Source organism: Stieleria maiorica, assembly GCF_008035925.1.
In the GTDB taxonomy this organism is placed as follows: Bacteria; Planctomycetota; Planctomycetia; order Pirellulales; family Pirellulaceae; genus Stieleria; species Stieleria maiorica.
In genome coordinates, this window is record NZ_CP036264.1 from 1,787,970 (window position 1) to 1,809,575 (window position 21,606).

The 21,606-nt window shown below is 60.4% G+C and carries 14 protein-coding genes; 3 read left to right on the top strand and 11 right to left on the bottom strand.

The window, feature by feature from the left end; all coding sequences use genetic code 11:
- Positions 1-68: 68 nt before the first annotated feature.
- Entirely contained in the window at positions 69-755 is a 687-nt protein-coding gene (locus Mal15_RS05965) for a hypothetical protein (protein ID WP_147866929.1), read from the bottom strand.
- A 330-nt stretch (positions 756-1,085) separates the two neighbouring features.
- Here Mal15_RS05965 and Mal15_RS05970 point away from each other — a divergent pair, with 330 nt between their 5' ends.
- The 3 genes from Mal15_RS05970 to Mal15_RS05980 all read left to right on the top strand — a co-directional run bounded on the left by Mal15_RS05970 (position 1,086) and on the right by Mal15_RS05980 (position 4,419).
- Positions 1,086-1,985 (top strand): DMT family transporter, encoded by a 900-nt coding sequence (locus Mal15_RS05970; RefSeq protein WP_233903300.1) that lies wholly within the window; start codon positions 1,086-1,088, stop codon positions 1,983-1,985.
- Positions 1,986-2,100: 115 nt separating this feature from the next.
- Positions 2,101-3,135, top strand: a complete 1,035-nt coding sequence (locus Mal15_RS05975; RefSeq protein ID WP_233903301.1) for a galactitol-1-phosphate 5-dehydrogenase — start codon at positions 2,101-2,103, stop codon at positions 3,133-3,135.
- Positions 3,136-3,288: 153 nt separating this feature from the next.
- Positions 3,289-4,419: an aldose epimerase family protein gene (locus Mal15_RS05980; RefSeq protein ID WP_147866931.1), complete on the top strand. Its 1,131-nt coding sequence runs from the start codon at positions 3,289-3,291 to the stop codon at positions 4,417-4,419.
- Between the two features lie 57 nt (positions 4,420-4,476).
- On the opposite strand, the gene Mal15_RS05985 is transcribed toward Mal15_RS05980, so the two are convergent.
- From Mal15_RS05985 to Mal15_RS06030, 10 genes are all read right to left on the bottom strand, one after another.
- Positions 4,477-4,761 (bottom strand): hypothetical protein, encoded by a 285-nt coding sequence (locus tag Mal15_RS05985; protein ID WP_233903302.1) that lies wholly within the window; start codon positions 4,759-4,761, stop codon positions 4,477-4,479.
- Positions 4,762-4,974: 213 nt separating this feature from the next.
- Positions 4,975-6,582: a serine/threonine protein kinase gene (locus tag Mal15_RS05990; RefSeq protein WP_147866932.1), complete on the bottom strand. Its 1,608-nt coding sequence runs from the start codon at positions 6,580-6,582 to the stop codon at positions 4,975-4,977.
- Between the two features lie 147 nt (positions 6,583-6,729).
- Positions 6,730-8,628: a c-type cytochrome gene (locus Mal15_RS05995; RefSeq protein ID WP_147866933.1), complete on the bottom strand. Its 1,899-nt coding sequence runs from the start codon at positions 8,626-8,628 to the stop codon at positions 6,730-6,732.
- A 251-nt stretch (positions 8,629-8,879) separates the two neighbouring features.
- A complete protein-coding gene (locus tag Mal15_RS06000) occupies positions 8,880-11,582 on the bottom strand; it encodes a PVC-type heme-binding CxxCH protein (protein WP_147866934.1) in 2,703 nt (900 codons plus the stop codon).
- A 444-nt stretch (positions 11,583-12,026) separates the two neighbouring features.
- Positions 12,027-13,253 (bottom strand): cysteine desulfurase family protein, encoded by a 1,227-nt coding sequence (locus Mal15_RS06005; RefSeq protein WP_233903303.1) that lies wholly within the window; start codon positions 13,251-13,253, stop codon positions 12,027-12,029.
- A gap of 62 nt (positions 13,254-13,315) precedes the next feature.
- The gene (locus Mal15_RS06010; protein ID WP_147866935.1) at positions 13,316-13,927 is read right to left on the bottom strand and encodes a phosphoesterase; all 612 of its coding nucleotides are present in this window, start codon (positions 13,925-13,927) and stop codon (positions 13,316-13,318) included.
- 162 nt (positions 13,928-14,089) lie between these two features.
- A complete protein-coding gene (locus Mal15_RS06015) occupies positions 14,090-15,514 on the bottom strand; it encodes a PQQ-binding-like beta-propeller repeat protein (RefSeq protein WP_233903304.1) in 1,425 nt (474 codons plus the stop codon).
- A gap of 492 nt (positions 15,515-16,006) precedes the next feature.
- Positions 16,007-16,948, bottom strand: a complete 942-nt coding sequence (locus Mal15_RS06020) for an ion transporter (RefSeq protein ID WP_147866936.1) — start codon at positions 16,946-16,948, stop codon at positions 16,007-16,009.
- 10 nt (positions 16,949-16,958) lie between these two features.
- Positions 16,959-17,942 carry a relaxase family protein gene (locus tag Mal15_RS06025; RefSeq protein WP_147866937.1) on the bottom strand — a complete coding sequence of 328 codons (984 nt, stop codon included), beginning with the start codon at positions 17,940-17,942 and terminating at the stop codon, positions 16,959-16,961.
- Positions 17,943-18,109: 167 nt separating this feature from the next.
- A complete protein-coding gene (locus Mal15_RS06030) occupies positions 18,110-21,592 on the bottom strand; it encodes a secretin N-terminal domain-containing protein (RefSeq protein WP_233903305.1) in 3,483 nt (1,160 codons plus the stop codon).
- Between the last annotated feature and the right edge of the window lie 14 nt (positions 21,593-21,606).

Genomic DNA, 21,606 nt, shown 5'->3' on the forward strand with positions numbered 1-21,606 from the left:
ACAATCGCGGGCTGTGGACGATGAGAAACATTACCGACGACGCGGACACGTTTCGTTAAGGTGACAGATTAGTCTAGAAGGACGTCCAGTTCACCCTGCCGAAAAACAACGTTGCCGGAAATGTCAAACGAATTCCCCGCGGCGTCGATCACCCATTCGGTCAGCGGAATATCTGACTCCGCCCCGGCAAACAACGTTTGCACATCGGCAGACAGCGGCGCCGTGTAGCCATCTTCGTCGGGGGCCGTGGTCAATTCCAGATGCAGTGGCGTGGTCCCCGCGGTGAAAACGACGGTCGGCGGCGACGGCCCGAGGTCCCAGCGGTTCCAACGGCCGTTTTCGGATTCGGCGAGGAAATAAAACCTCAGCCGCTCCGGCAAACCCGTCACGATCTCGACGTGTGGCCGCAGCGGCACCGGCGATTGGTTGGCTGACGCACCCTGCCGGCCGGTCAACCGCAGGCTGACAATGACGCCACCATGGGGTGCCGGCGCGTGCCGATGGGCGTGCCCATGAGGGTGCGAGTGCGCTCCCTTGAATGTCCCCTGATGGTCGTGGTCATGGCGGTGTGGATCGCCGTGAAAGTGTTTGTGGTCATGACGCAAATCCGATCCGGTGTCGGTGATCACCATCGGATCAGGCGAAGGCGGCTGGCCACATCCGACCAAGCCGACTGTGGTGATCGCACAGAGGCTGGCCAAGATCGTGGTACGGGCGATGGTGATTCGCTCTATCGTGACGGCGAGGCAGTGCATGGACGGATTGTACACCTGCGAGGAGGTCCGTGAATGAGTACGTTGCGGCCTATCGACCGACAGCGGGCACTTCCCTAGCATCACAAGTTCGCTAGGCTACCCTCACCCCCCGGCCCTCTCCCCCAACAACCTGACTCGCTGGGGCTCGCCAGGTTGTTGGGGGAAAGGGGGGCCCGGAATTTGTTTATCTGGTGAAACTGCGGCTCCGATACGTGTCGCGTCTGGTAGTCGCTGCATCATTTCCATCAGGCCAATGCACGGGGAGGATGTAGAAGATGTTTAGATACCAATGCTCTCCCTCCGTTTCGATCCCACTGTTTCGATCCCACCGTGCTTGACGATTCGATTCACCTGCTGTTGCCATTAGCCGCGAGCATTCTGTTTGCTTGCGGTCTAATTTTTTTGAAGCGTGCGACGTTGGAGGGGGCGAATCCATGGACGGTGTCACTGGTGGCCAATCTGTGGGCCGCGACGCTGTTCTCGGGGTTCTGGTTGCTTGAAAGCGATCCCGTCCAGCCGTGGTTGCTGTGGCAACCCGCGCTGGTGGCGGTGTTTTACATCAGTGGCCAGATGGGAACATTTTTCGCGATCACGCACGGTGACGTCTCGATCGCGGCCCCGCTGTTCGGCGTGAAGGTCCTGCTGGTGGCGATCCTGGCAACGGTCATTGGTGGTCAGAGTCTGCCGGCGGCGATTTGGTTGGCGGCGGTCTTGGCAACGGTCGGGATCGCATTGGTGCAGTGGACCGGGGCGGGGACGCACGGACGAATCGGGTACACCATCCTTAGCGCGATGGCCGCCAGCACGTCGTTTTCCATTTTTGACGTGTTGGTCCAGCGGTTCTGCTCGTCCCCGATCGCGGCGTGGTCCTCCGGGCGTTTCTTGCCGATCATGTTCTGGTTCGTCGCGGCCTACTCGACCGTCTTTTTGGTCGGATTCCAGCGGGATAAATTTGCGCTCCCCGCGGTCCGGCGGTCGCTGTTGATCGGCGGATTGCTGATCGCGATGCAGGCGATTTGCATCGTGTTCACGCTGTCCGCCTTCGGCGATGCCCCGCGGGTGAACGTCGTTTATTCGATGCGGGGCATTTGGGGCGTGCTGTTGGCCTGGGCGACGGCGATCATTTGGGGCGGCAGCGAGGCCGATTTGTCGGGAAAAACGATGATTCTACGCCTCGCGGGAGCTCTTTTGATCACAATCTCGGTCGTGATCGCGATCCTGTTTGGTTAAGGCTCGCAAATCACCGGTGATACATCTCATTGCGTTCCATCGGTTATCTTTTACCCTTACGGTGCGAACCTCATTCACCCACCCCCCCTGCTAGAGAGCTCGACGCATGAAAGCGATGCTGTTGACAGAATATAAACACCTGGAAGTCACCGAAGTCGACAACCCGACGATCGGCCCGAAAGACCTGTTGGTCCAAGTGAAGGCATGTGGCATTTGCGGCAGCGACATCCACGGGTACGACGGTAGCAGCGGGCGGCGGATCCCGCCGCTGGTGATGGGACACGAGGCGTCGGGGATCGTTGCGGAAATCGGTAGCGAAGTGACCGGGTTTGCCGTCGGTGATCACGTGACGTTCGATTCGACGGTGTCCTGTGGCGACTGTTTTCATTGCCGCCGAGGCGAGATCAACCTGTGCGACAATCGAACCGTCTTGGGCGTCTCCTGTGGCGAGTACCGTCGGCACGGTGCGTTCGCCGAATTGGTCTCGGTGCCGCAACACATCTGTTACAAGTTGCCGGAGGAAATGCCGTTCGAACACGCCGCGTTGATCGAAGCGGTTTCGGTGGCCGTGCACGCGGCGAATCGCACACCGGTCAAGCTGGGTGACACCGCCGTCGTCGTCGGTAGCGGGATGATCGGTTTGCTGACCATCCAAGCGATCCGATTGGCCGGTTGTGCCAAAGTCATCGCGGTGGACCTGGACCAGGATCGGCTGGACGCCGCGCTTGCCTTGGGCGCTGATGTCGCCTTGAAGGCGGATCAGGTCGACGTCGCCGAAGAGGTCCGGAAACTGACCGGCGGTCGCGGAGCGGACGTGGCGTTGGAAGTCGTCGGGGCGACCGCGACGATCGACACGGCGATCGCATGCCTTCGCAAAGGCGGCTCGATCACGCTGGTCGGCAACCTGGCACCCCGCGTCGAAGTTCCCCTGCAGGCGATTGTGACCCGAGAATTGAACGTTTTTGGCACCTGCGCGTCCTGCGGTGAGTACCCTGCGTGTATCGAATTGATGCGCAGCGGCGCGATCAAGGTCGAACCGTTGATCACGGCAACGGCGACGCTTGATGAAGGCCCCGAGTGGTTTTCACGTTTGTATGCCGGCGAGAAAGGTGCGATGAAGGTGGTCATCCAACCCGGCGTGTCGGCCTGAGATCTCCGCTCGGCACGCGTGATCGCCGCCGGTCGCTGCAATCAGCTGGGGTCGCCCCCGGCAATGTCTTCCTCAAACCGTGGTCACCCCTTCACCACGTTAAACTCAATCCTTTCCCCCTTCTCATTACCTACCTTTTTCATCGCCTCCATCATGAACCCCATCTCCGCGCTCTCCTGGCCGTGTCGTTGCGTTTGTCTCGCCCTGGCAATTGCCCCATTGTTTGCTTTCTCCGCCGAGGCGGTCGAGGTCGAAACGGCGGGCGACATTCAGATCTACACGATGAAAAACGACAGCGGTATGACCGTGCGAATCACCAATTATGGCGCGATCATCATGTCGATCGTCGTCCCTGATCGCGACGGCAAGATGGCCGACGTCGCATTGGGCTACAACGACATCGCCAGTTACACCAACGCCGTCGACAAACCGTACTTTGGTGCCGTCGTGGGGCGTTACGGCAATCGGATCGCCAAGGGGAAATTCACCATCGACGACCAAGAGTACACCCTGGCGATCAACAACCCGCCGAACAGCTTGCACGGCGGGATCATCGGATTTGACAAAGTCATCTGGGACGGTAAGGTCGACAACGAAGCCAACGCAGTGACCCTGTCCTACTTGGCCAAAGACGGCGAAGAAGGGTACCCGGGCAATTTGAACTGCTCGGTGACCTATCGATTGACCGACGAGAACGCGATCGAGATTGATTACTTGGCCACCACCGACAAGGCGACGCCGATCAACCTGACCCAACACACCTACTTTAATCTCAAAGGTGAAGGGGAAGGCACGATCTTGGGCCACGAGTTGATGATCAACGCCAGACGTTACACGCCCGTTGATGAAACGTTGATTCCGACCGGTACGACGCCGGCCGTCCAGGGAACTCCGTTTGATTTCACGACCGCCAAACCGATCGGCCGCGATATCGCCGCGGATAACGAACAGCTGAAATTCGGCGGCGGCTATGACCACAACTGGGTCTTGGACAAGGGAGGCCAAACCGGCGAGATGACGTTGGCCGCCACGGTCTATGAGCCGACCAGCGGACGCGTGCTGGAAGTTTCAACCACCGAACCGGGAATCCAGTTCTACTGTGGCAACTTCCTGGACGGCCGGCTGACCGGAAAGTCGGGGAAGAAATATGTCCACCGCGGTGGGTTCTGTTTGGAAACTCAACACTATCCCGACAGCCCCAACCAACCCACGTTTCCGTCGACCATCCTGAAACCGGACGACGAGTACGAAACGAAAACCGTGTTTAAGTTTTCGACTCGGTAGCGATCAAGTCTTTCACGCCTTGCGTGGCGTTCGCCGAGGTCGCATGCACTGCATGCCCTAAGGCGATAACCAAGGTGTGACTTGATTCTTCATCTGGTTCCGCACCGGCAGTGACAAGGGATTCTGATAGTCCGGGGGGCGGATGGATTTATCGTCCGGGCCGATGTCGGCCTGGGGGAACGGGTCATGCACGACGGCGTTGGCTTGCTGGTAATTCATCGGCCCTGGCGGTGCGATCCAGCCCCGCTCGACCAGACTTTGGCACCCGGTAATGCCGGTCACCGCCATCGCGACCAAGGCCGTCCGCGCGAAAGAGCGGCGTCGATGGGATTGCACGTCCATGTTTCGATCTCGTTGTGTCGATTTAGGGCGACCGGTTCTTCGAGTACGATGGCCCTTCCGGGCCGTCGTCCGCAGGACTCCTGACGACGACCTCGAAAGGACGTCGTACAGACGGAGCATTCGTATGAGTCGCGTTTCGCTTGGTTCCTAAGCTGGACGATTCCAACAATCGCGCCAGCCTACACGTTCCTGCCGCCCCGGCGGTAGAGGAATTCATTTGGCGCGGCGACGGTAATGCTGGCTAATCGCGAGAATTGACAACAGGTACATCGTCCCGAACAGCAGCGGGGCAATCTGCGGCCACCAGACCATCAGCGGGGCGACCAGGAAAAACGCGATGCCGGCCAGCGCCGAACCGCCCCAGATGTGACCGGCCATGGCCACAAAAGCGAATCCGCTGAGCGCCGAGGCGAGCGGAAACAGCGCGGAATCATTGATGCCGCCAAGGAACAGCAAAATATTGACGACCGCCAGGGCGCTGAGATAGCCCAGCCAAATCGACCACACCGGTCGTTCGGCGATGCTGCGCGGGGACAACGATCCGTCCCGGGCGCGATAAATCGTCCCGAAGATCAAGGCAAACATCGTCAGCCGCGGAATCCAATAGGCGATCGAATGCGGAAACTGCATCCGCAGCAAGACAAAGATCAACACGTGGGTGACGAAAATGATCACGCCCAGCAGCAGAAGCGTCCCGTGCCAGCGGAGGAAATGATCTTGGTGCTGGTCGCGACCGATTTCGCGGGCCACGCGTTCGATCAATCCACTGCCGGCCGCCTTGATCGTGTCGCCGGCGAGGTAGCGGTCCAGATCGTCGGCCAATTCGTCGGCGGATTGGTAGCGACATTCCGGCTCATAGCGAATCGCCTTCAGGCAGACGTTTTCCAGGTCGCGAGAGAGTTGCGGCCGGTAGCTTCGCGGCAGACTGGGCTCGTCTTGCAACACGCTGCGGATCACTTCGGCGGGATTGGAGCCCTCGTGTGGCGGCACGCCGGTGATGAGTGCGTAAAGGATCGCGCCGAGTGAATAGATGTCGGACGCCACACCCGATCCCGCGCGGCCGGCCGCCTGTTCGGGACTCATGTAGTTGGGCGTCCCCAGGACTTGGCCGGTCCGCGTCAACATCGTCCCCTTTTGGCTCCATTTGGCCAGTCCGAAATCGGCCACCAACGGACGTCCGTCCTGGTTGATCAGAATGTTGTCCGGTTTCAGGTCGCGATGCACGATGCCGGCTCGGTGGGCGTAACCGACTGCCCGTGCGATGTCACGGACCATCTCGGCGGCCCGGGTGTCGCCCAGCGATTGGTCGTCGACGTATCGTTGCAGCGTCGGCCCGTCGACCAGGGTCATCGAAAAGTATTCGTGGCCGTTCCAGGTCCCGATTTCATGGATGGAGATGATGCCAGGGTGATCCAATTGGGCCGCCGACTCGGCTTCCATGCGGAACCGTTTGCGTTCTTCTTCGCTGGCCAGAACCCCGCTGCTGATCAACTTGACCGCGACGCAGCGATCGAGCCCCGTCTGTCGGGCGCGGTAGACGACACCCATGCCGCCCCGCGCGATCTCGGATTCAATCCGATAGGATCCGATTTCCTGGCCGCATAATGAGACGATTTGCGGCGCCGGACCTTCTCCCATCCAGTGGTGATTGCGAAAGAAACTGCACAATTCGTCGGCGTGATGCGGATAACGCGCCAGATAGTCTGCCGGATCGGGGGACTCGCCGGATTCGAGGCGCTGCAGGTACTCTGCCAGAATCTCGTCCAAGCCGTCGTCGCCTTCGACCGGGGGTTCGTTCGAATTGATTTTGTCCGTGGCCATTGGACAACTATAACCGATGACCGCGACGCCGAGGTCTGGTTTTAACGTAGCGGAACTCGCCAAGAGTTTCGCTCACCGTCGGCGAAGCCGCGGGGCACCGAAAGCCTCCGCGGCTTCCGCTACCGGTAGTCGTCATCCAACGGCAATCTACTTCGCAGCGGACTGGGCGACGGATTGGAGGTACGCCATCAGGTCCAGCACTTCTTCCTTGGTGTACTGGTCCATCAACGCCTTGGGCATCATCGATGTTGCACTGCGTTTGATGACTTCGATGTCGTCTTGCAGAATGATCACCGGCTCCTTCGCTTCGGGGTTGGTCAGCAGTGCGACGGTGTCGTCGTTTTCATCGACGACGATTCCCGACATCGTTTTTCCATCCGTGGTCAGGATGACCTGCATCGCGTACTTGCTGTCGATCTTGTGCGACGGGACCAGAATCTCGCGGAGGATCCCCACGTGGTCGGACTTCCATTTGGTGTACGTGTCGGTCAAATCGGGGCCGACCGCACCGCCGACGTTGTTGATCTTGTGGCACCCCACACAGGAGGCTTCGTTGAAGACTTTCTCCCCGACCGAGGGTGTCCGGCCGCGAAGATCGTCATCAAAGTCGCCCGCGAAATCTTCCAGCGTCCACGCTTGGACGAACGATCGGGTGTTGCCGAGCGGATCGGCCGGCTGGACCGGATTCTGGTTCCACGCATCCAGGTCTTCGACGACCACCATCACCCCGTACATCCGATACCAGTGCTGGGGAAACGTGCACACATAGGGGTACTCGCCCGGCGTCGACGGGGCCGTCAACGTGATGCGTGTCGACTTGTCCGGCGCGACCATCTCGCTCGCCGCGATCACGTTGGGCGAATCGGGGACATAGGGCAGTCCACCGGTCCCTTCCGGTCCGGCGGCCAGACCGGCCATGGCGACACCCTTGAGCGCGCCGGGTTGGGTGAGCACCAGGTTGTGCGGCATCAGATCGTGATTCTCAAGCAGAATCTGGACCGGCCGGCCGGCTTCGACAGCAAAATACGGCACGTCGTAACGCATCTCTTCTTCCACGGTCCCGATCTTGACCACTCGCACGGTGACTTCGCGAAGCCGACTCCGCAACGCCCGAGCATCTTTGGCCGGGATTTTCGTCATCAAGCGATCGACCAGTTGCATGGCATCGATGAACGCATCGGTCGTCCGCTGGGCCGCCGGCGTCGCTTCGGCAAACGCGACCAAGGTCTTTGCCGCGTCCAACGAACTTTCGCTTTGGAAAACTTCTGCCGGCAATCGCATCAGCCCGCGGCAGACGGCGATCCGCATTTCGGGATCGTTGACCAATGTGACCAATCGCTGGTAGGTGTCAGATTGGTCTGACGGAATCCGCGACAGGGCGTCGATCGCGACGAGTTTGATTTCCGCTGACGCAGGGGATTCGAAGGCGGCAATCGCAACGTCACGCTGAGCGACCTTCAGCTTTTTGCCCGGCAGTCGTCGGATCGCGTCGAGCAGCGCGATGGTGGCGTCCGAATCGGAATCGGCGATCGACTGAGCGGCAGCGGCGTCGCCGGCGGCGATCAATCCCGCCATCGCGATCGAACGCAGCGTGCCGTCATCTTCATCGCTGGCGATCTCGGAGAGTTGAGGCTTGAGTGCGGTCAATTCGGCCGTGGGACGCTCCAGCATCAATCCGGTCAACAGATCGACCAACCGTTTCGCGTCCGGGCTGTCCAGCTTTGAATCGGTGATGGTCGCAAGCATTTCCGCCGCCACCGAGCTGTCTTTCAATTCGGCGAGCGCCTGGAGTGCTTCTTCGCGAATCCCGGCTGCCATCGCGGGACGTCCGACGATGGCTTCGTAGACCGGAATGTACTTCGCGTCATCGGTCGACCGGGGGACGAGCAACAACCGTTCGTCATCCAGACGTCCCAATTGATAGGCGACGATCCGCGGCGATTTGTCCAGAAAGATTGTCGGCGGTGTGGGCCCCTGTGCGGGGCACGGTGCGATGAAGGCGGTCTCAAGTAGGGCGACGGCGAACAGAAATAAAAGCAAACGCATGGTTTGAATGGCAGGGTCGAGGTGATAGGAGGTGGTGTTGTTTTCGCGTCTTTATTCTGGCTCCCTTCTCCCCCGGGTTTGTGGGGGAGAAGGGCTGGGGATGACGGGCACAGTCTGCAGAATTGCGGAAGAATTTCGCTCCAGCGCACGCGTTGATTTCCCCTTCCCCCCGGCCTCTCTCCCCGAAGTGGGGCGAGGGGAGCTCGAGTAGAAGAACGTGCGTCTGTCATCGGTTGCAGCAGGCCCAGTTCCTACTGTTCCAGCTGACGCATGGTTTCATCCAGCGTGTACTGCAAGTAGTCGTCCATCTCGTATTCCAGGACACCGAGGGCCATTTCGATCGCCTCGTCTCCTTCCAGGAAGCTGATCGCGCGCACTGCCTCCAAACGGACCGTGGGATGTTCATCGTGGACGGCTTTGGCGAATCGATCGGCGTGATCGGGGATCGCGTGCATCATGTGTGAGGTCAGCCGCACACAGGCCGCACGTGCCCGATAGTTTTCCGACGCCAGCAATTTGTCCAGCAATTCGGTGCGGACCCGATTGTGGGTTTGGTACATCCACAACGCTTCCATCTGCTGGTGTTCGACGTTGGGATCGGACGGGTCCAGCCCATCGACCCAGGTATCCAATCCCTCCAGGACGCGGGCGCTGTCGCGCGCGGCCAGTTCGCGTCGTGCGCGATAACGGGTACGATCCTCGGGCGACTTCAGCAATTCCAACACATCGGCGATGGGGGCGCCGTCGATTTTTGCCGGTTCCAACAGCGGTCGGTCCTTGCGTGTGACCCGCCAAATTCGTCCGTGGGAATGGTCGCGGCTGGGATCGCGCAAGTTGTGTTGCAGGTGGCCGATCAAGGCGTTGTGCCAGTCGACGACGTACAGCGACCCGTCAGGAGCGAATTGAACATCAACCGGTCGGAAGTTGCCGTCGCGACAGGAGAGCAACGGTTCGACTTCTTTGCCGACAAAGCCGCTGCCGTTTTCAGCGGGCATGATCTTGTGATTCAAGATCGCGCGTTCTCCGATCACGTTGGTGACCAGGAAGTTGCCTTGCATGTCGTCGGGAAAATGGCGGCTGGAAACGATCGCGCATCCGGCCAACGGTCGAATCCGTTTGGGGTAAAACGTCGGGAACTTGTATTTGGGATCACCGCCGGCAAGTTCTGCGACGCGTCGGTGTTGGCTGCCGCCGGGGTGCTTGTTGGGGAACTCGACGTGTCCGCTGATCGGGGCGGCCCAGTAGGCGTTGCCCGGTGAGGCATCGCCGATGAAGTCTTGTCCCCATTTGTCGTAGCAGTATCCCCACGGGTTGGAGAACGCGAAGGACGCGTGAACGTTCATGCGTTCGGTCCGCGGGTTGTATTTCCAGATCCCGGCTTCGGCTAACCGACGTACGCCGTAGGGCGATTCGACGGCGGAGAACTTAAACGTGCCTTCTTCGAAGTACAGGTTGCCGCCGGGGCCCCATTCGAACGCCGCGATGCCGTGGTGCGAGTCGGCCGAGTCGAATCCGATCAAATGCCGGGTCACCTCGTCGGCCTTGTCGTCGCCGTCGGTGTCCTTGATGAACCAGATGTCGGGCTGGCGCGAAACGTAGGCGCCGCCGTGGCCGAGTTCGAAACCGGTCGGTTGGTGCAGGTTTTCGGCAAACACCTTGCAGACGTCGGCGGCATGGTCGCCGTCGTTGTCTTCAAAGATCAACAGTTTGTCGTTCATCGGCGACTTGGGCTTCCAGTGCGGGTACGACTTCATCGTCGCGACCCACAAGCGGCCCTTGCTGTCGAAGTTCAACGCGACCGGGTTGGACAGCTCGGGGAATTGTTCTTCCGACGCGACCAATTGGATCTCAAAACCGTCGGCCAGATCGAACAACTTGATCTGTTCGGCCGCCGGCAGGTATTCCAACGAACCGAGTTTTCCGGCCTTGGCGTTCTTGTCGTTCGGCGTGCCGACGTTGGTGGTGGGCTCGAGGAACGGCAGCGTTTGAGAATCATCGATGGTTTCGGGGACCGGTTTGCCGGCGGCCACGGCCCAGATCCGCGCGTCGCGGGTTGCCGTCATCTCGTCCAAGATCGCGCGTTCACGCTCCATCACGTCGCGGTTGTTGTACTTGCGGTCGCCGTCTTGCCCGGCCAGACCGCGATCACCGTAGATCGAATATCCGTTGACCGCGCGATAGCGATGGAACCAGTGAAAGTTCTTGTCGTCGATTTCCTTTTTCAGATCGGGATTGATTGCCGAGCTCAGTTCGTTGCCGAACAGTGCCTGATCCAGGATCGGGGCCAATGCATCGTATCCGCGATCACTCAAATGAAATCCGTTGATCGTCAACCGCTCGGAGGACTTTTCGAACAATGCTTTCGTCGGCGTGAACAAGTCGACGAACACCACATCGGTTTGCGACGCGACATCGGACATCGCTTCGGTGTACATGGCCAAGTTCTGGTTCTGCTGCTTGCCGTCGGAAAGGTTCGGGTCGTCGGATCCCTCAAACGCGATCGGCGAGACCAGGACGACTTGTGGACGTCCCTTGCCGTAATCCGCCGCCAGGGTTTCATTGACCAGCTTGGTCAGGTCCGACTTGTATTTCTTCAATCCCTTTTCACCGGCGAACGATTCGTTGTAACCAAAGAAATACATCACGACCGACGCTTGGCTGTGCGTCAGATGGCTGGTCGGATCACCGAAGTTTTTCGAGCGAATACGGATGTACGGCTCGTCGCCGGGGAAACACAGGTTTCGAACGACTAGTTCCAGTTCCGGAAAACGCGTGTGCAGCAGCGTCTCCCATTCGTTCTCGGCCTGCATCCGCTCGCCCAACGCATTGCCGACCAGGCAGATGTGGTCGCCCTTTTGAAGCTTCAGATCGGCGGCCAGGGTGAACGGGGAGACGAGCAATCCGGCCAGCAGCGCCGCGGCGGCCAGGAAAACAATCCGGGTAGGTGATTTCATTGTCGGTAGGCAATCGGTGGGGGAAAAGTATCGGGTGGGAAATCGCCACACATTATGCACCGACCATCGGCAAGGCGGTAGCGAAGATTGGGCCGACGATGCGGAGTATTGCGGATTCTCACGCCGATTGAGTGTTCATCCGTCGCGAATTGTGACAACCGTGACACCATTGATACCGGGGGCGACGCAAAATGGTTTTCAGATGACGCAAATCGTTCTTCAGCGAGCAAGTCGTCCCCTTCCGCAGATGGTTTGAATTGGCCCACGGATAGCAAAGCGTACCCACGGATGTCATCCAGAGAGGAATCCGTGGGTACGCTCTGCCATCCGTGGTGACTTTCCGTTGCTGCGTTCCGCGAAAAACGAAGGTGAGATGGGGTGACCGGGAAAACCTGGCGAATCACATTCGCCTATCCGACCGGGTGAGACTATCCGGCCAAGCAACTATCTGGTCAGGTTCTGGTAGCCGGCGACCAACAAATCGATCGCGCGGTCGATCTGGTCGGGCGTGTTGAATTTCCCGATCCCGAATCGCACGCTTCGCCGTGCTTCGCTTTCGCTCAGCCCCAACCCGGTCAACACGTGGCTCGGTTTGGCATCGACGCTGCTGCAGGCCGAACCGCTGCTGAAGGCGACGTCGCTGCAGGCCGCCATCCAGGATTCGCCTTCGATCCCCGGCAGTCGACAATTCAGGTTGCCGACCAACCGACGCGACGGATTTGCCGGTGGCCCATTGGAAGAAATGCCGTCGATGCCTTGGACTAACCCGTTCCAGAGTTGCGACCGCATCTGGCTAACTCGCTCGGCGACCAAGGCTGATTCCGTGATGGCCAGTTCTAGCGCGGTGGCCATCGCGATGACATTGGCCGGCGACATCGTCCCGCTGCGCAAGTTTCGTTGTTGGCCGCCGCCGACGATCATCGGTTTCAATCGGACACGGCGCGCCGCCATGCCGCCGGCGATCGTCAACAGGCCGACACCTTTGGGGCCATAAAACTTGTGGGCCGACGCGCTGATCAAATCAACGTCCACGCGTTTTAAATCCACGTCAATTCGACCGACCGCTTGCGTCGCGTCGCTGTGAAAAAGCGCCCCGGATCGGTGGGCGATTTCGGCGATCGATTCCATCGGTTGGATCACGCCGATTTCGTTGTTCGCCCAGTGCACCGAAACCAGTGCCGTGTCATCGTCGATCGTTGCGGCCAGTTGGTCCAGATCGATCTGTCCGGCAAGCTGGTGATCATTGGCATGCACCGGAACACGTGTCACTCGAAAGCCGTCTTTTTCAAGTCTGGCCACCACGTCCAGAACGGCCGGGTGTTCGATCGTGCTGGTCACGACATGGCGCCGACGTTGGCGCGGGTGGCGGCAGATGCCGTCGATCGCCAGATTGTTGCTCTCGGTCGCCCCGCTGGTGATCAGCACCGAATCCGCCGCGATTCCCAACCGGGACGCGATCACCCCCAGCGAGGTGTCGATCGCCGATTTCGCCTGACGCCCCATTTCGTGGGACGTGCTGTGTGGATTGCCGAAGTGTTCGACCAACCACGGCATCATTTGCTCGGCGACGCGGGGGTCGCAGGGCGTCGTCGCGTGGTTGTCCAAGTAGATCATCGTACGTTCGCTCGTGGGACGGGCATCGGTGTTGGTGTCCAGGCTTAAGCCGCCCATTGTCGCTGTTTCGCCGCGACCGGGAATCGTCTATAGGCGAGACACCCACCGACACAACGCGTTCAACCATACAGCGCATCGAGCGCCAACTGGCTCCAGGTTTCCAGCCGTTGGTGTTCGGATCGCAGCTGGTCGATCGAAACGAATCCGCCCTCGGCCAGATCGGCTTCGTTGCTGGTCACGTTCGGGGAATCGAGCACGAATCGATGGACCACCCCCAAGTGAACTTGACCGACTTCGTTGGAGGGATCATAGATCAGCCCCTCACGGGTCTCGGTGTACTGTGCTTCCAATCGGATCTCTTCGTCCAGTTCGCGTTGCATCCCGGTGGCGTAGGCGTCGCTGCCGTCGGCGGCGTCTTCGCGGCTGATGTGCCCGCCGATTCCGATGCTGCGTTTGGCGTGCAGACGTTCTTCGCCGCCGCCTCCGCCGCGGGTGTACGCGAACACGTGTCGCTGTCCCGCGTCGTCGGCCCATTCCAGAACCACGTAGGGAATCAATTGCTTGAAACTCGGGTCGACTTCCATCGCCCCGCGAGGCCGATAGGACAATTGGTCGCTTTCCAGAATCGGTCCCAAGAATCGATCGACATCCGATTCAAAGCCGTCGATCACGCCGATCGCGTCGATGACCGATGCGGGGATGACCAGGACGTGTTCTTCGTGAGTTGCCATGAATGTTTCAACAATGCAGAAATGATCGAGGGGACGTCGCTACCTTCGCCAGAAGGTGGATCCTGGGCGTTTTCCACGCCCTGGCGAGCGCAGCGAGTTCAACGTGGGGCTGCCCAGCAATTTGCGGCCGATCCTAACATGCCCGACTCAATTGGTGTAGCGTCAACGCGTCGCGATCGCCAGGCAAAGAACGTGGCCGTCGCCGCGGATCAGCATCGAATCGCCGACCAGGATCGGAGCCGCCCAGCAGGGGGTTTGCAGCTGGTCGCCGAAATCGTACTCCGCGAGAATCTCCAGCTTTTCCGGGTTGGGGCGAACGATCTCCAGCCGGCCGTACTCGTCCAACACGATCAAGTGCTCGCCGGCGCGGGTGACCGACGTTCGCATTCCCCGGTCGTCACTCCACCGGACCTTTCCGGTCGCCAGTTCCACGCAGCGAAAGTCGCTGTCGGGGTTGTTTCGTCCGCTGCAACCGTACAAGAATCCATCCACCAAGACCGGCGTCGACCAGTGGCAACGCATCGCTTGGGCGCGGCGATTCCGTGGCGGGTCCAGCCACAACGTGTTTGCGCCGTCGGGCGTGACCTTCATCAGCCGGCTGCCGACCTGGTAACACTCGCTGATGAAAACCCGATCGCCGTCGACGACCGGCATCATCGCGTTGACGCTTTCCAGGATGTCCGCGCGATGGGGCTGTTTCCACAGCACTTTGCCCGCCTCCGGATCGACCGCCAGCAAGTGATTGCGGGCGAACAACAGCACCACCGTTTTGTCGCCGATCTTCATCGGTCGCGGGCTGCTGTAACTGGCCAGGTCGTCGCCGCATTTCCAAACCTGGTCGCCGCCGGCTAGGTCAAAAGCGACCAGCGCCGAACCGTTGGGGATCACGCGATCCAGGCGTCCCGGTGCGATTTGTTGGTCCTCTGCGGGGCTGCCGCCGACCGGAACGATCACCATCGAATCCAGGATCAGCGGTGACGACCCGACGCCGAAAAAGTTCTGGACGACGCCGTACTCCTGGTTGGTCGAGACGCTCCATTTCAGCGAGCCGTCGGTGATGTCGCGACAACACAACTCGCCGTCGCAACCGAACGTGAGGATCGATTTGCCGTCGCTGGCCGGCGTCCCCCGCGGACCGGTTTCGTACCCGTACATGTCCCGGTATTCCAGCGGACGATCGACCGACCAGATCAAACGTCCGTCTTTCAAATCAAATGCCCTCAACCGCTCGATGAACCCCCGCTGCCCGAGCGGTTGGTCACTGCGCACGGCGTCGGCGTGGTAGTAACGCCCGTCGACCACGCACCCCAGTCCGTATCCGTCGCCGACCGGCAGCCGCCAGATGACCTCGGGCGTTTCCGTCCAGTCGAGTTCGATGCCGGAGGTTTCCGCGACACCGTCAAAGTTTTTCCCCAGCAACCGCGGCCAATCGAAATCACCGGCGTGGTTTGCGGAAGCCGTTGCGGTTGCAGCGGAAGTTTCGCCCGTGGCGGCGTTCTTTGATGGCTGGTCGCATGATGCGAGGCTGCAAAAGCAGAACAGCAGCGGGATCGTGGAGAGGATTCGGAACAGAGGTTTCATGGACATCGGTATCAATCGATTCGACGGGCGGGGAAAGCTGCAGTTTAGCATGTTGCGTGGTTCGAGAATCACACGCCAGCACTCCTCCTCGTTCCTAGGCTCCGCCTAGGAACGTAATGCCCGAGTGGCTCCGCCACACGGCCCCTGAGGCGGAGCCTGAACTACGCAAAATCTGGAATCTGCGGTGGTTCAGAATTCAAGCGAAGTCATTCCGCGATCGATGTTCGACTCACCGCATCCATCGGGCGACGAAACACGAGTGACATCAGCCGATTCGCGCAAGCGTTCGGGCCGCAGCGTCGATGGAGACCCTGCGCCGATGGAGGCCCGTAGGCTGGCGCCAAACGGCTGATCCCACGAGGGTTTCGCGGAATCGAAGACGCCAAAATCCTACGAACGACAACGCGATCAAATCGAATGATTTCGCGCAGCCCAGGCGGAGCCTCCGATTCAGTGTTTCCCCAGACGGAGCCGGGGAACAAGAAGAGAGGGATGGTGTTACGTGCCGCTCGCCGACGCTTCCCGCTGGGATTGGTCGACCGACAGTCGCTCTCCGCAGCGGTAGCAGTACACGGCGTCATCATGGTGCCCGGTGCTCGCGCAGCGTGGGCAGGTGGTTTCGTCGCTGGGTTCGACCGGCTTTTTCGACGTCAGCTCGGCGGTGACGAATCCGCTAGGGACGATGATCAAACTGTAACCGAGCAGGATCAGCGTCGCGGAGATGAACTTTCCGACCGTCGTCTTGGGAACGATGTCGCCATAACCGACCGTGGTCATCGTGACGATGGCCCAATACATCGCCTGGGGGATCGAATCGAATTGGCTGGCGGTGAACTCCGAATCGTCCAACGGGCCTTCGCCGCGGGCCATCCGCGGGATCACGTTTTCGACAAAGTACATCAACGTGCCGCTGATGGTCACGGCGACCAACACCACGATCAGAAACACGATGATCTTGTGCCGGGCCTTCCAGATCGCCTGAGACAGTTCCTCGGCGTCATCCATCATCCGCCACAGCTTGAGCACGCGAAAGGCACGCAACAGACGGATGCTGCGAAGGATCACAAAGGAGTTTGCGTCGCTTTCGACAAAGAAGAATCCGATGTAGGTCGGCAGAACGCTGAGCAGATCGATCACGCCCCAAAAGCTGAACGCGTAGCGCAGCGGGTGGCGGGCGCAGGCCAATCGCGCGCCGTATTCGATCGTGAACAGGAAGGTCAGAAACCATTCGAAGCGTCCCAAGATCAGCCAATTTCGCTGGGCGACCGAGGGGATGGTTTCGACCGCCACCACCGTGACGCTCATCAGGATGGCAAGCAGCAGCGCGACGTCGAACACCCAGCCGGCGGGCGTGTCCGATTCGAAGATGACGTCGTGCATCAGCACGCGCCACGGCGGTCCCTCGGGACGCTGTTCGGCTTTCGATCGACGTCGGCTCATCGCAAATCCGCTACCTCGTGGAACTCACCGGCGATTGGATTCGCCGCGGCGCGGTCACCGCGGCGCCGGCCGATCGTACCGAGTTGCTTTCGCGATCGGACATGACGGCACTGGCCGGCATCACCCCGGCCGGCGTTCTACTGGGTGTCTGTGCCACAACCGGCGGCGTGGTCGACGGAACATCGATGAACGGAGTCGCACCGTCGTTGGTGGCGTTTCGGTACGACGCGGCCATCGCGTTGACGCGGTCCTGCAGTGAACCGCTGGGCAACGTGTTGGTTCCATCCGGCGACGTGGTGTGACGTCGAATCGTGGTCGTCACCAGTCCGCTGGGACGCGTGGCATGTTGCGTGATCGCGTTCTTGTGCCCGCGGTATTGCGGCGACAGATAATTGTTTGCCACTTCCATCGCACGTTCCGCCTTGCGGCCCGGCAGGATCACCGTGGTCGGGCTGCCTTGGACGATCTTGCCTGCGGTGGTCTGGAACGTGGGAACCAGCGAGACGCGTTTTTCTTCTCCGCCGGCGGCGTCCCAGGGGATCCAGATGTTGTAGCTGGCCCCGAAATCGCTTTGGCTGAAGTGCTTGGTGAATTGTTCCGGGGTGAATTTAAACGGTTTGACCTGGGCGTCGTTGCCGTCGGTCCCCATTTCGAATCCATGGATCGTCAAGGTGCCTTCGACCGGAACCGCTTTGGTTTTTTCATCGAAGAAGAACAGCCGGCCGCCGAACCCGCGTGTCGGGGTCTTGCCGGTTTGAACCAGCACATCGGGCGACCAGGTCGTGGCCATCTTGACCGGTCCAGGATAGGGAACCGGCGGCTCGTCTTCCTTCTTAGACCAGGGGGCCTTCTTCATCCATTCCGGTGCGTCGAAAAAGCTGGCGAGTTTGGCATCGCCCCGTGTCGCCGGGCTGGTGCATCCGCCGGCGACAAGCGATCCGGCAGCAAGAACGGCGACAGCCAAGGCTTTGGCGCTGCGTGTGGTGTATGACATATCGTTTCAATTCGTTGGTGATGGATCGCGTGAACGTGAGTATTGATCAGAGTGCCTTGCACTGGCGTAGCTACGCTCGCCAGAGCGTGGGTATTCACTGACGTAGCGACGCTCGCCAGAGCGTAGGGATCCACCTTCTGGCGTAGGTGGCTACGTTTTCTCTCTTCCTACTGCCCGGACGGTTTGATCCAACTGGCCGGCAGCGTTTGATCTCCTTCGCTTCCAATCATCCCGGCGGGCAACCGGAACGACGACTGATTCACATCGGGCTGTGGCGGCGTGGGCAGCGAGTCCGCGGGACGTGCCGGGGGCAGCGTCTCGGTTTCGAATCCCTGATTCAGGATCGATTCTCCGGCGGGCCGACCGACGACGGGTTTCTTCTGGTCGGTGATCACGCCGGGCGGCAACTCGCCGACGACGATTTCACCGTCGATGGTCGGCTGCATGTCGGGGTAGATCGTCGGCCCGATCGCGGGTCCCCACAGGCCATAGCCGCCGCTCAAGCCGACGTCGCCGTGGGCTTCCACCACGTCGGCCAGACACCAACTCATCCGGCTCGATTCGGTTTGCTTGATGTACTCCAAGTCGTCTTCGCCGGTGACCAGCATCGGCGTCAACACGACCAACAATTCGTTGCGTCGCTCGGCTTCGAAGTCGTATTTGAACAGGTTGCCCAGGACGGGGATGTTCGACAGGTACGGAAGCCGTCGGCTGTTGTTGGCGCGACTCTTCTGAATCAATCCACCCATGATCACCGTCTGACCGCTCATGACCGAAAGCGTCGCTTGGGCGGTCGTGTCGACGATGTCTTCGATCAATACCGTTCCTCCGGTGCCGTCGGGAACCACGGTGCCGTTTCCTTCGTCGCGGTCCGATCGCGTCACGTCGACATCCATCAGGATCGTTCCGTCGCTTCCGACACGCGGCCGAATGTTCAGAATCAATCCCACCGTGATGTCTTCGATGTTCTGGGTCACGTTGTTGTTGGTCACGGTGCTACCGCGGAATCGTGCGATTTGCCGACCGACGTTGATCAGGGCTTCGGAGTTGTCGGCGGTCATCAACTGCGGACGGCTGATGATTTGTGCCCGACCGGCGTCCTGCAACGTTCGGAACAGCAAACTGACCGACTCGCTTGCGGCGTTGAGCACGAAACCGCCGTAGCCGATCGCGGGGTTGCTCTGTCCGAGCCCGAAGGTCGACACGGTGGTGGCCGCCAAGTTGCCCTGACCGAAATCATTGGTATCCGGGACGCCGGCGTTGTTGAAATTGAACCCCGGATCACCCGGGCTGATGGTGTCCGCGAAGGCTCCGGCAGCCTGGCCGCGGCTGAACGCCAGCGAATCCTGCAGGCCGAGCTCTGTCCCGATTTCGAATGCGTCTTCCAATGCGACTTCGGCCAACATCACCTTGATCAACACCATCGGGCGGCGGCGGTCGAGTCGTTCGATCAGCAATCGGACTTCTTCGTACAGTCGCGGCGAGACGCTCAACAGGATGCTGTTAAAGTTCTCTTCGGCGATCGCAACGATGTCACGGTCCAACAGATCGTAGGGTCCCAGACCTTGCTGGTACTGCTGGATCGTGGTTTGCGATTGCTGGCGTTCGTTGACGTAGTTGGTGATCGCCGCGGCGACCAACACCGCTTCGTTGTGCTTCAGCCAAATCACTTCGGTGATGCGTTCGGCAAAGCCTTCGCTGTCGAGTCGCAGTAGGATGCTTTCGACGACTTCCAAGTCCGACGACGATCCGCTGGCCACGATGCTGTTGGTGCGGATGTCGGTCGAAAAGCGGAGCGGCACGAGCGAGCTTTCCGCTGCGGCCGTCGACGAGGGCAGCCCGGCGGCGTTGGCACCACCGATGCTGGTTCCACTGGTCGCCGCATCGGAACCGAACAGGGTTTCCAACGATACGGTCAATTGAGCCGCATCGCCGTTTTCGATCGTGAACACTTTGACCAGCGAGTCGATGCCGGGGGCTTTGTCCAATTGGCGGATCAATTCGGCGATCAGCGGCATGCTGGACGACGGGGCGCGAACGACGATCGAGTTGGAATTGGTTTCCGCGGTGATAGTGGCTCCGGCCAAGATGCCGGATTCCACCATCCGTCGTTCGTCGCTGTCGACGGTCAGGATCGACAGGGATGTCGACGGCGCGGTGGCATCACCGGCCGAGGCGACTTCGCCGGTCGCAAACGCGTCTTGCAGGGTGGTGGCCAGGTCTTCGGCGACCGCGTTGTTGAGCGGAAAGACTCGCAATTCACTCGTCGCCGGCGTCTTCTCCACGTCCAGCTCGTTGATCAATCGCGTCACCTCGGTCATGTCCCGCGGTGCGGCACTGACGATCAATGAATTGGTGCGGTAATCGGCCGAGACACGCACGCGTGGTCCCAGTCCGTTGCGAACGTCTTCTTCGATGCCCGGACGGTTGCTGAAGAACGTCAAAATGGCGTCCTGGGCGTCGACGGCCGAGGCGTTCTGCAATCGGAACACCCGCAGCCGGCTGGCTTCTTCGACGGGCTGGTCGATCTTGCGGATCAATTCTTCCAGCGACGCGATCGCTTCGGCACGGCCGATCAACAGCAACGCGTTGGGGCTGTCCAGCGATGTGATGCTGACATCACCTTGACGCGTCGACAGGACGTCGTCGTACAGCTGGGTCAGCAATTCGGCGACCGCATTGGCGTCGGCGTGCTGAAGCGCGACGACTTTGGAATCGGGCTGGGTCAGTTGTGCTTTGGATTCGATCTCCTTGATCAATTCCATCACCCGCTGGACGTCGCGGGTTGCACCTTTGACGATGATCTGTCCCAGTTCGGGAACGTATTCGATTTGCACATCGCCCAGCGGGCCGGCGCCTTCCGTGCCGGCGGATGGTCCGTCTTGCGGGCCAGCGGTATCGGGCGTGCTGCCTTGATCGGCTTGCATCACCGCGTTGCGGAAAACGCTGGTACCGGGTTGGGGCATGTCATCGCCACGCAGTGCACGCAACAATCGCATCGTGCGTTGCACCGGTGCCATGTCCGCCTTTTGCAAGCGGTGCACTTGGGTGACGTCGTCGTAACGATTGGGCACTCGGTCCAAGGCGCTGATCATTTTTTCCCAGCCGGGGATCGCGGGATCGGGGGCTCGGACGGTGACTTGGTTTTGCCGGCGGTCCACTTCGACCAACGTCCCTTGCATCGGCGGGACGTTCATCTGGAACGTGACCTGGTTGCCGTTGTTGCGGGTCGTCATCGGAACGTCTTGACCGGCGGCCTGTTTCAAGTCGCGTTCGAACTCGCGCCAGGAAATGTTCTGCAGCCGCACGCTGATCGGGCCGGCCGAAACCGAAGACGCTTGGCGGACCGCACCGGCGACCAGCGACTTGACTTGCGATGCGATCACCGCCTGGTCCTTGGCCGGCGCCATCACCACCAATTGGCTGTTGGCCGGGTCGGGCGAAATCGTGATTCCCGGCAGGTCCTGGTAGCGAAGGCTGAGCGCCGTTGCGATCGCATCGGCATGGATCGACGGGACCGCCAGTTTTCGCAATTGCGGAGAATCAGCGACCGCCGATGCCGGCGTTGTTGCGGCAACCGTACGAACGTGCCCTTGGGGCGACACTCCGGTATTGGCTTGCATGTATCGATGGTAGGCCTCGGCGTTCATCGACGGCATTCGCG

Bases quoted from the DNA above. Each gene is read 5' to 3' on its own strand.
- Mal15_RS06020 (WP_147866936.1), bottom strand. From the start codon at position 16,948: ATGAGCCGACGTCGATCGAAAGCCGAACAGCGTCCCGAGGGACCGCCG.
- Mal15_RS05975 (WP_233903301.1), top strand. From the start codon at position 2,101: ATGCTGTTGACAGAATATAAACACCTGGAAGTCACCGAAGTCGACAAC.
- Mal15_RS05985 (WP_233903302.1), bottom strand. From the start codon at position 4,761: ATGGACGTGCAATCCCATCGACGCCGCTCTTTCGCGCGGACGGCCTTG.
- Mal15_RS05980 (WP_147866931.1), top strand. From the start codon at position 3,289: ATGAACCCCATCTCCGCGCTCTCCTGGCCGTGTCGTTGCGTTTGTCTC.
- Mal15_RS06005 (WP_233903303.1), bottom strand. From the start codon at position 13,253: ATGGGCGGCTTAAGCCTGGACACCAACACCGATGCCCGTCCCACGAGC.
- Mal15_RS05990 (WP_147866932.1), bottom strand. From the start codon at position 6,582: ATGGCCACGGACAAAATCAATTCGAACGAACCCCCGGTCGAAGGCGAC.
- Mal15_RS06010 (WP_147866935.1), bottom strand. From the start codon at position 13,927: ATGGCAACTCACGAAGAACACGTCCTGGTCATCCCCGCATCGGTCATC.
- Mal15_RS06015 (WP_233903304.1), bottom strand. From the start codon at position 15,514: ATGTCCATGAAACCTCTGTTCCGAATCCTCTCCACGATCCCGCTGCTG.
- Mal15_RS06030 (WP_233903305.1), bottom strand. From the start codon at position 21,592: ATGAACGCCGAGGCCTACCATCGATACATGCAAGCCAATACCGGAGTG.
- Mal15_RS05965 (WP_147866929.1), bottom strand. From the start codon at position 755: ATGCACTGCCTCGCCGTCACGATAGAGCGAATCACCATCGCCCGTACC.
- Mal15_RS06025 (WP_147866937.1), bottom strand. From the start codon at position 17,942: ATGTCATACACCACACGCAGCGCCAAAGCCTTGGCTGTCGCCGTTCTT.
- Mal15_RS06000 (WP_147866934.1), bottom strand. From the start codon at position 11,582: ATGAAATCACCTACCCGGATTGTTTTCCTGGCCGCCGCGGCGCTGCTG.
- Mal15_RS05995 (WP_147866933.1), bottom strand. From the start codon at position 8,628: ATGCGTTTGCTTTTATTTCTGTTCGCCGTCGCCCTACTTGAGACCGCC.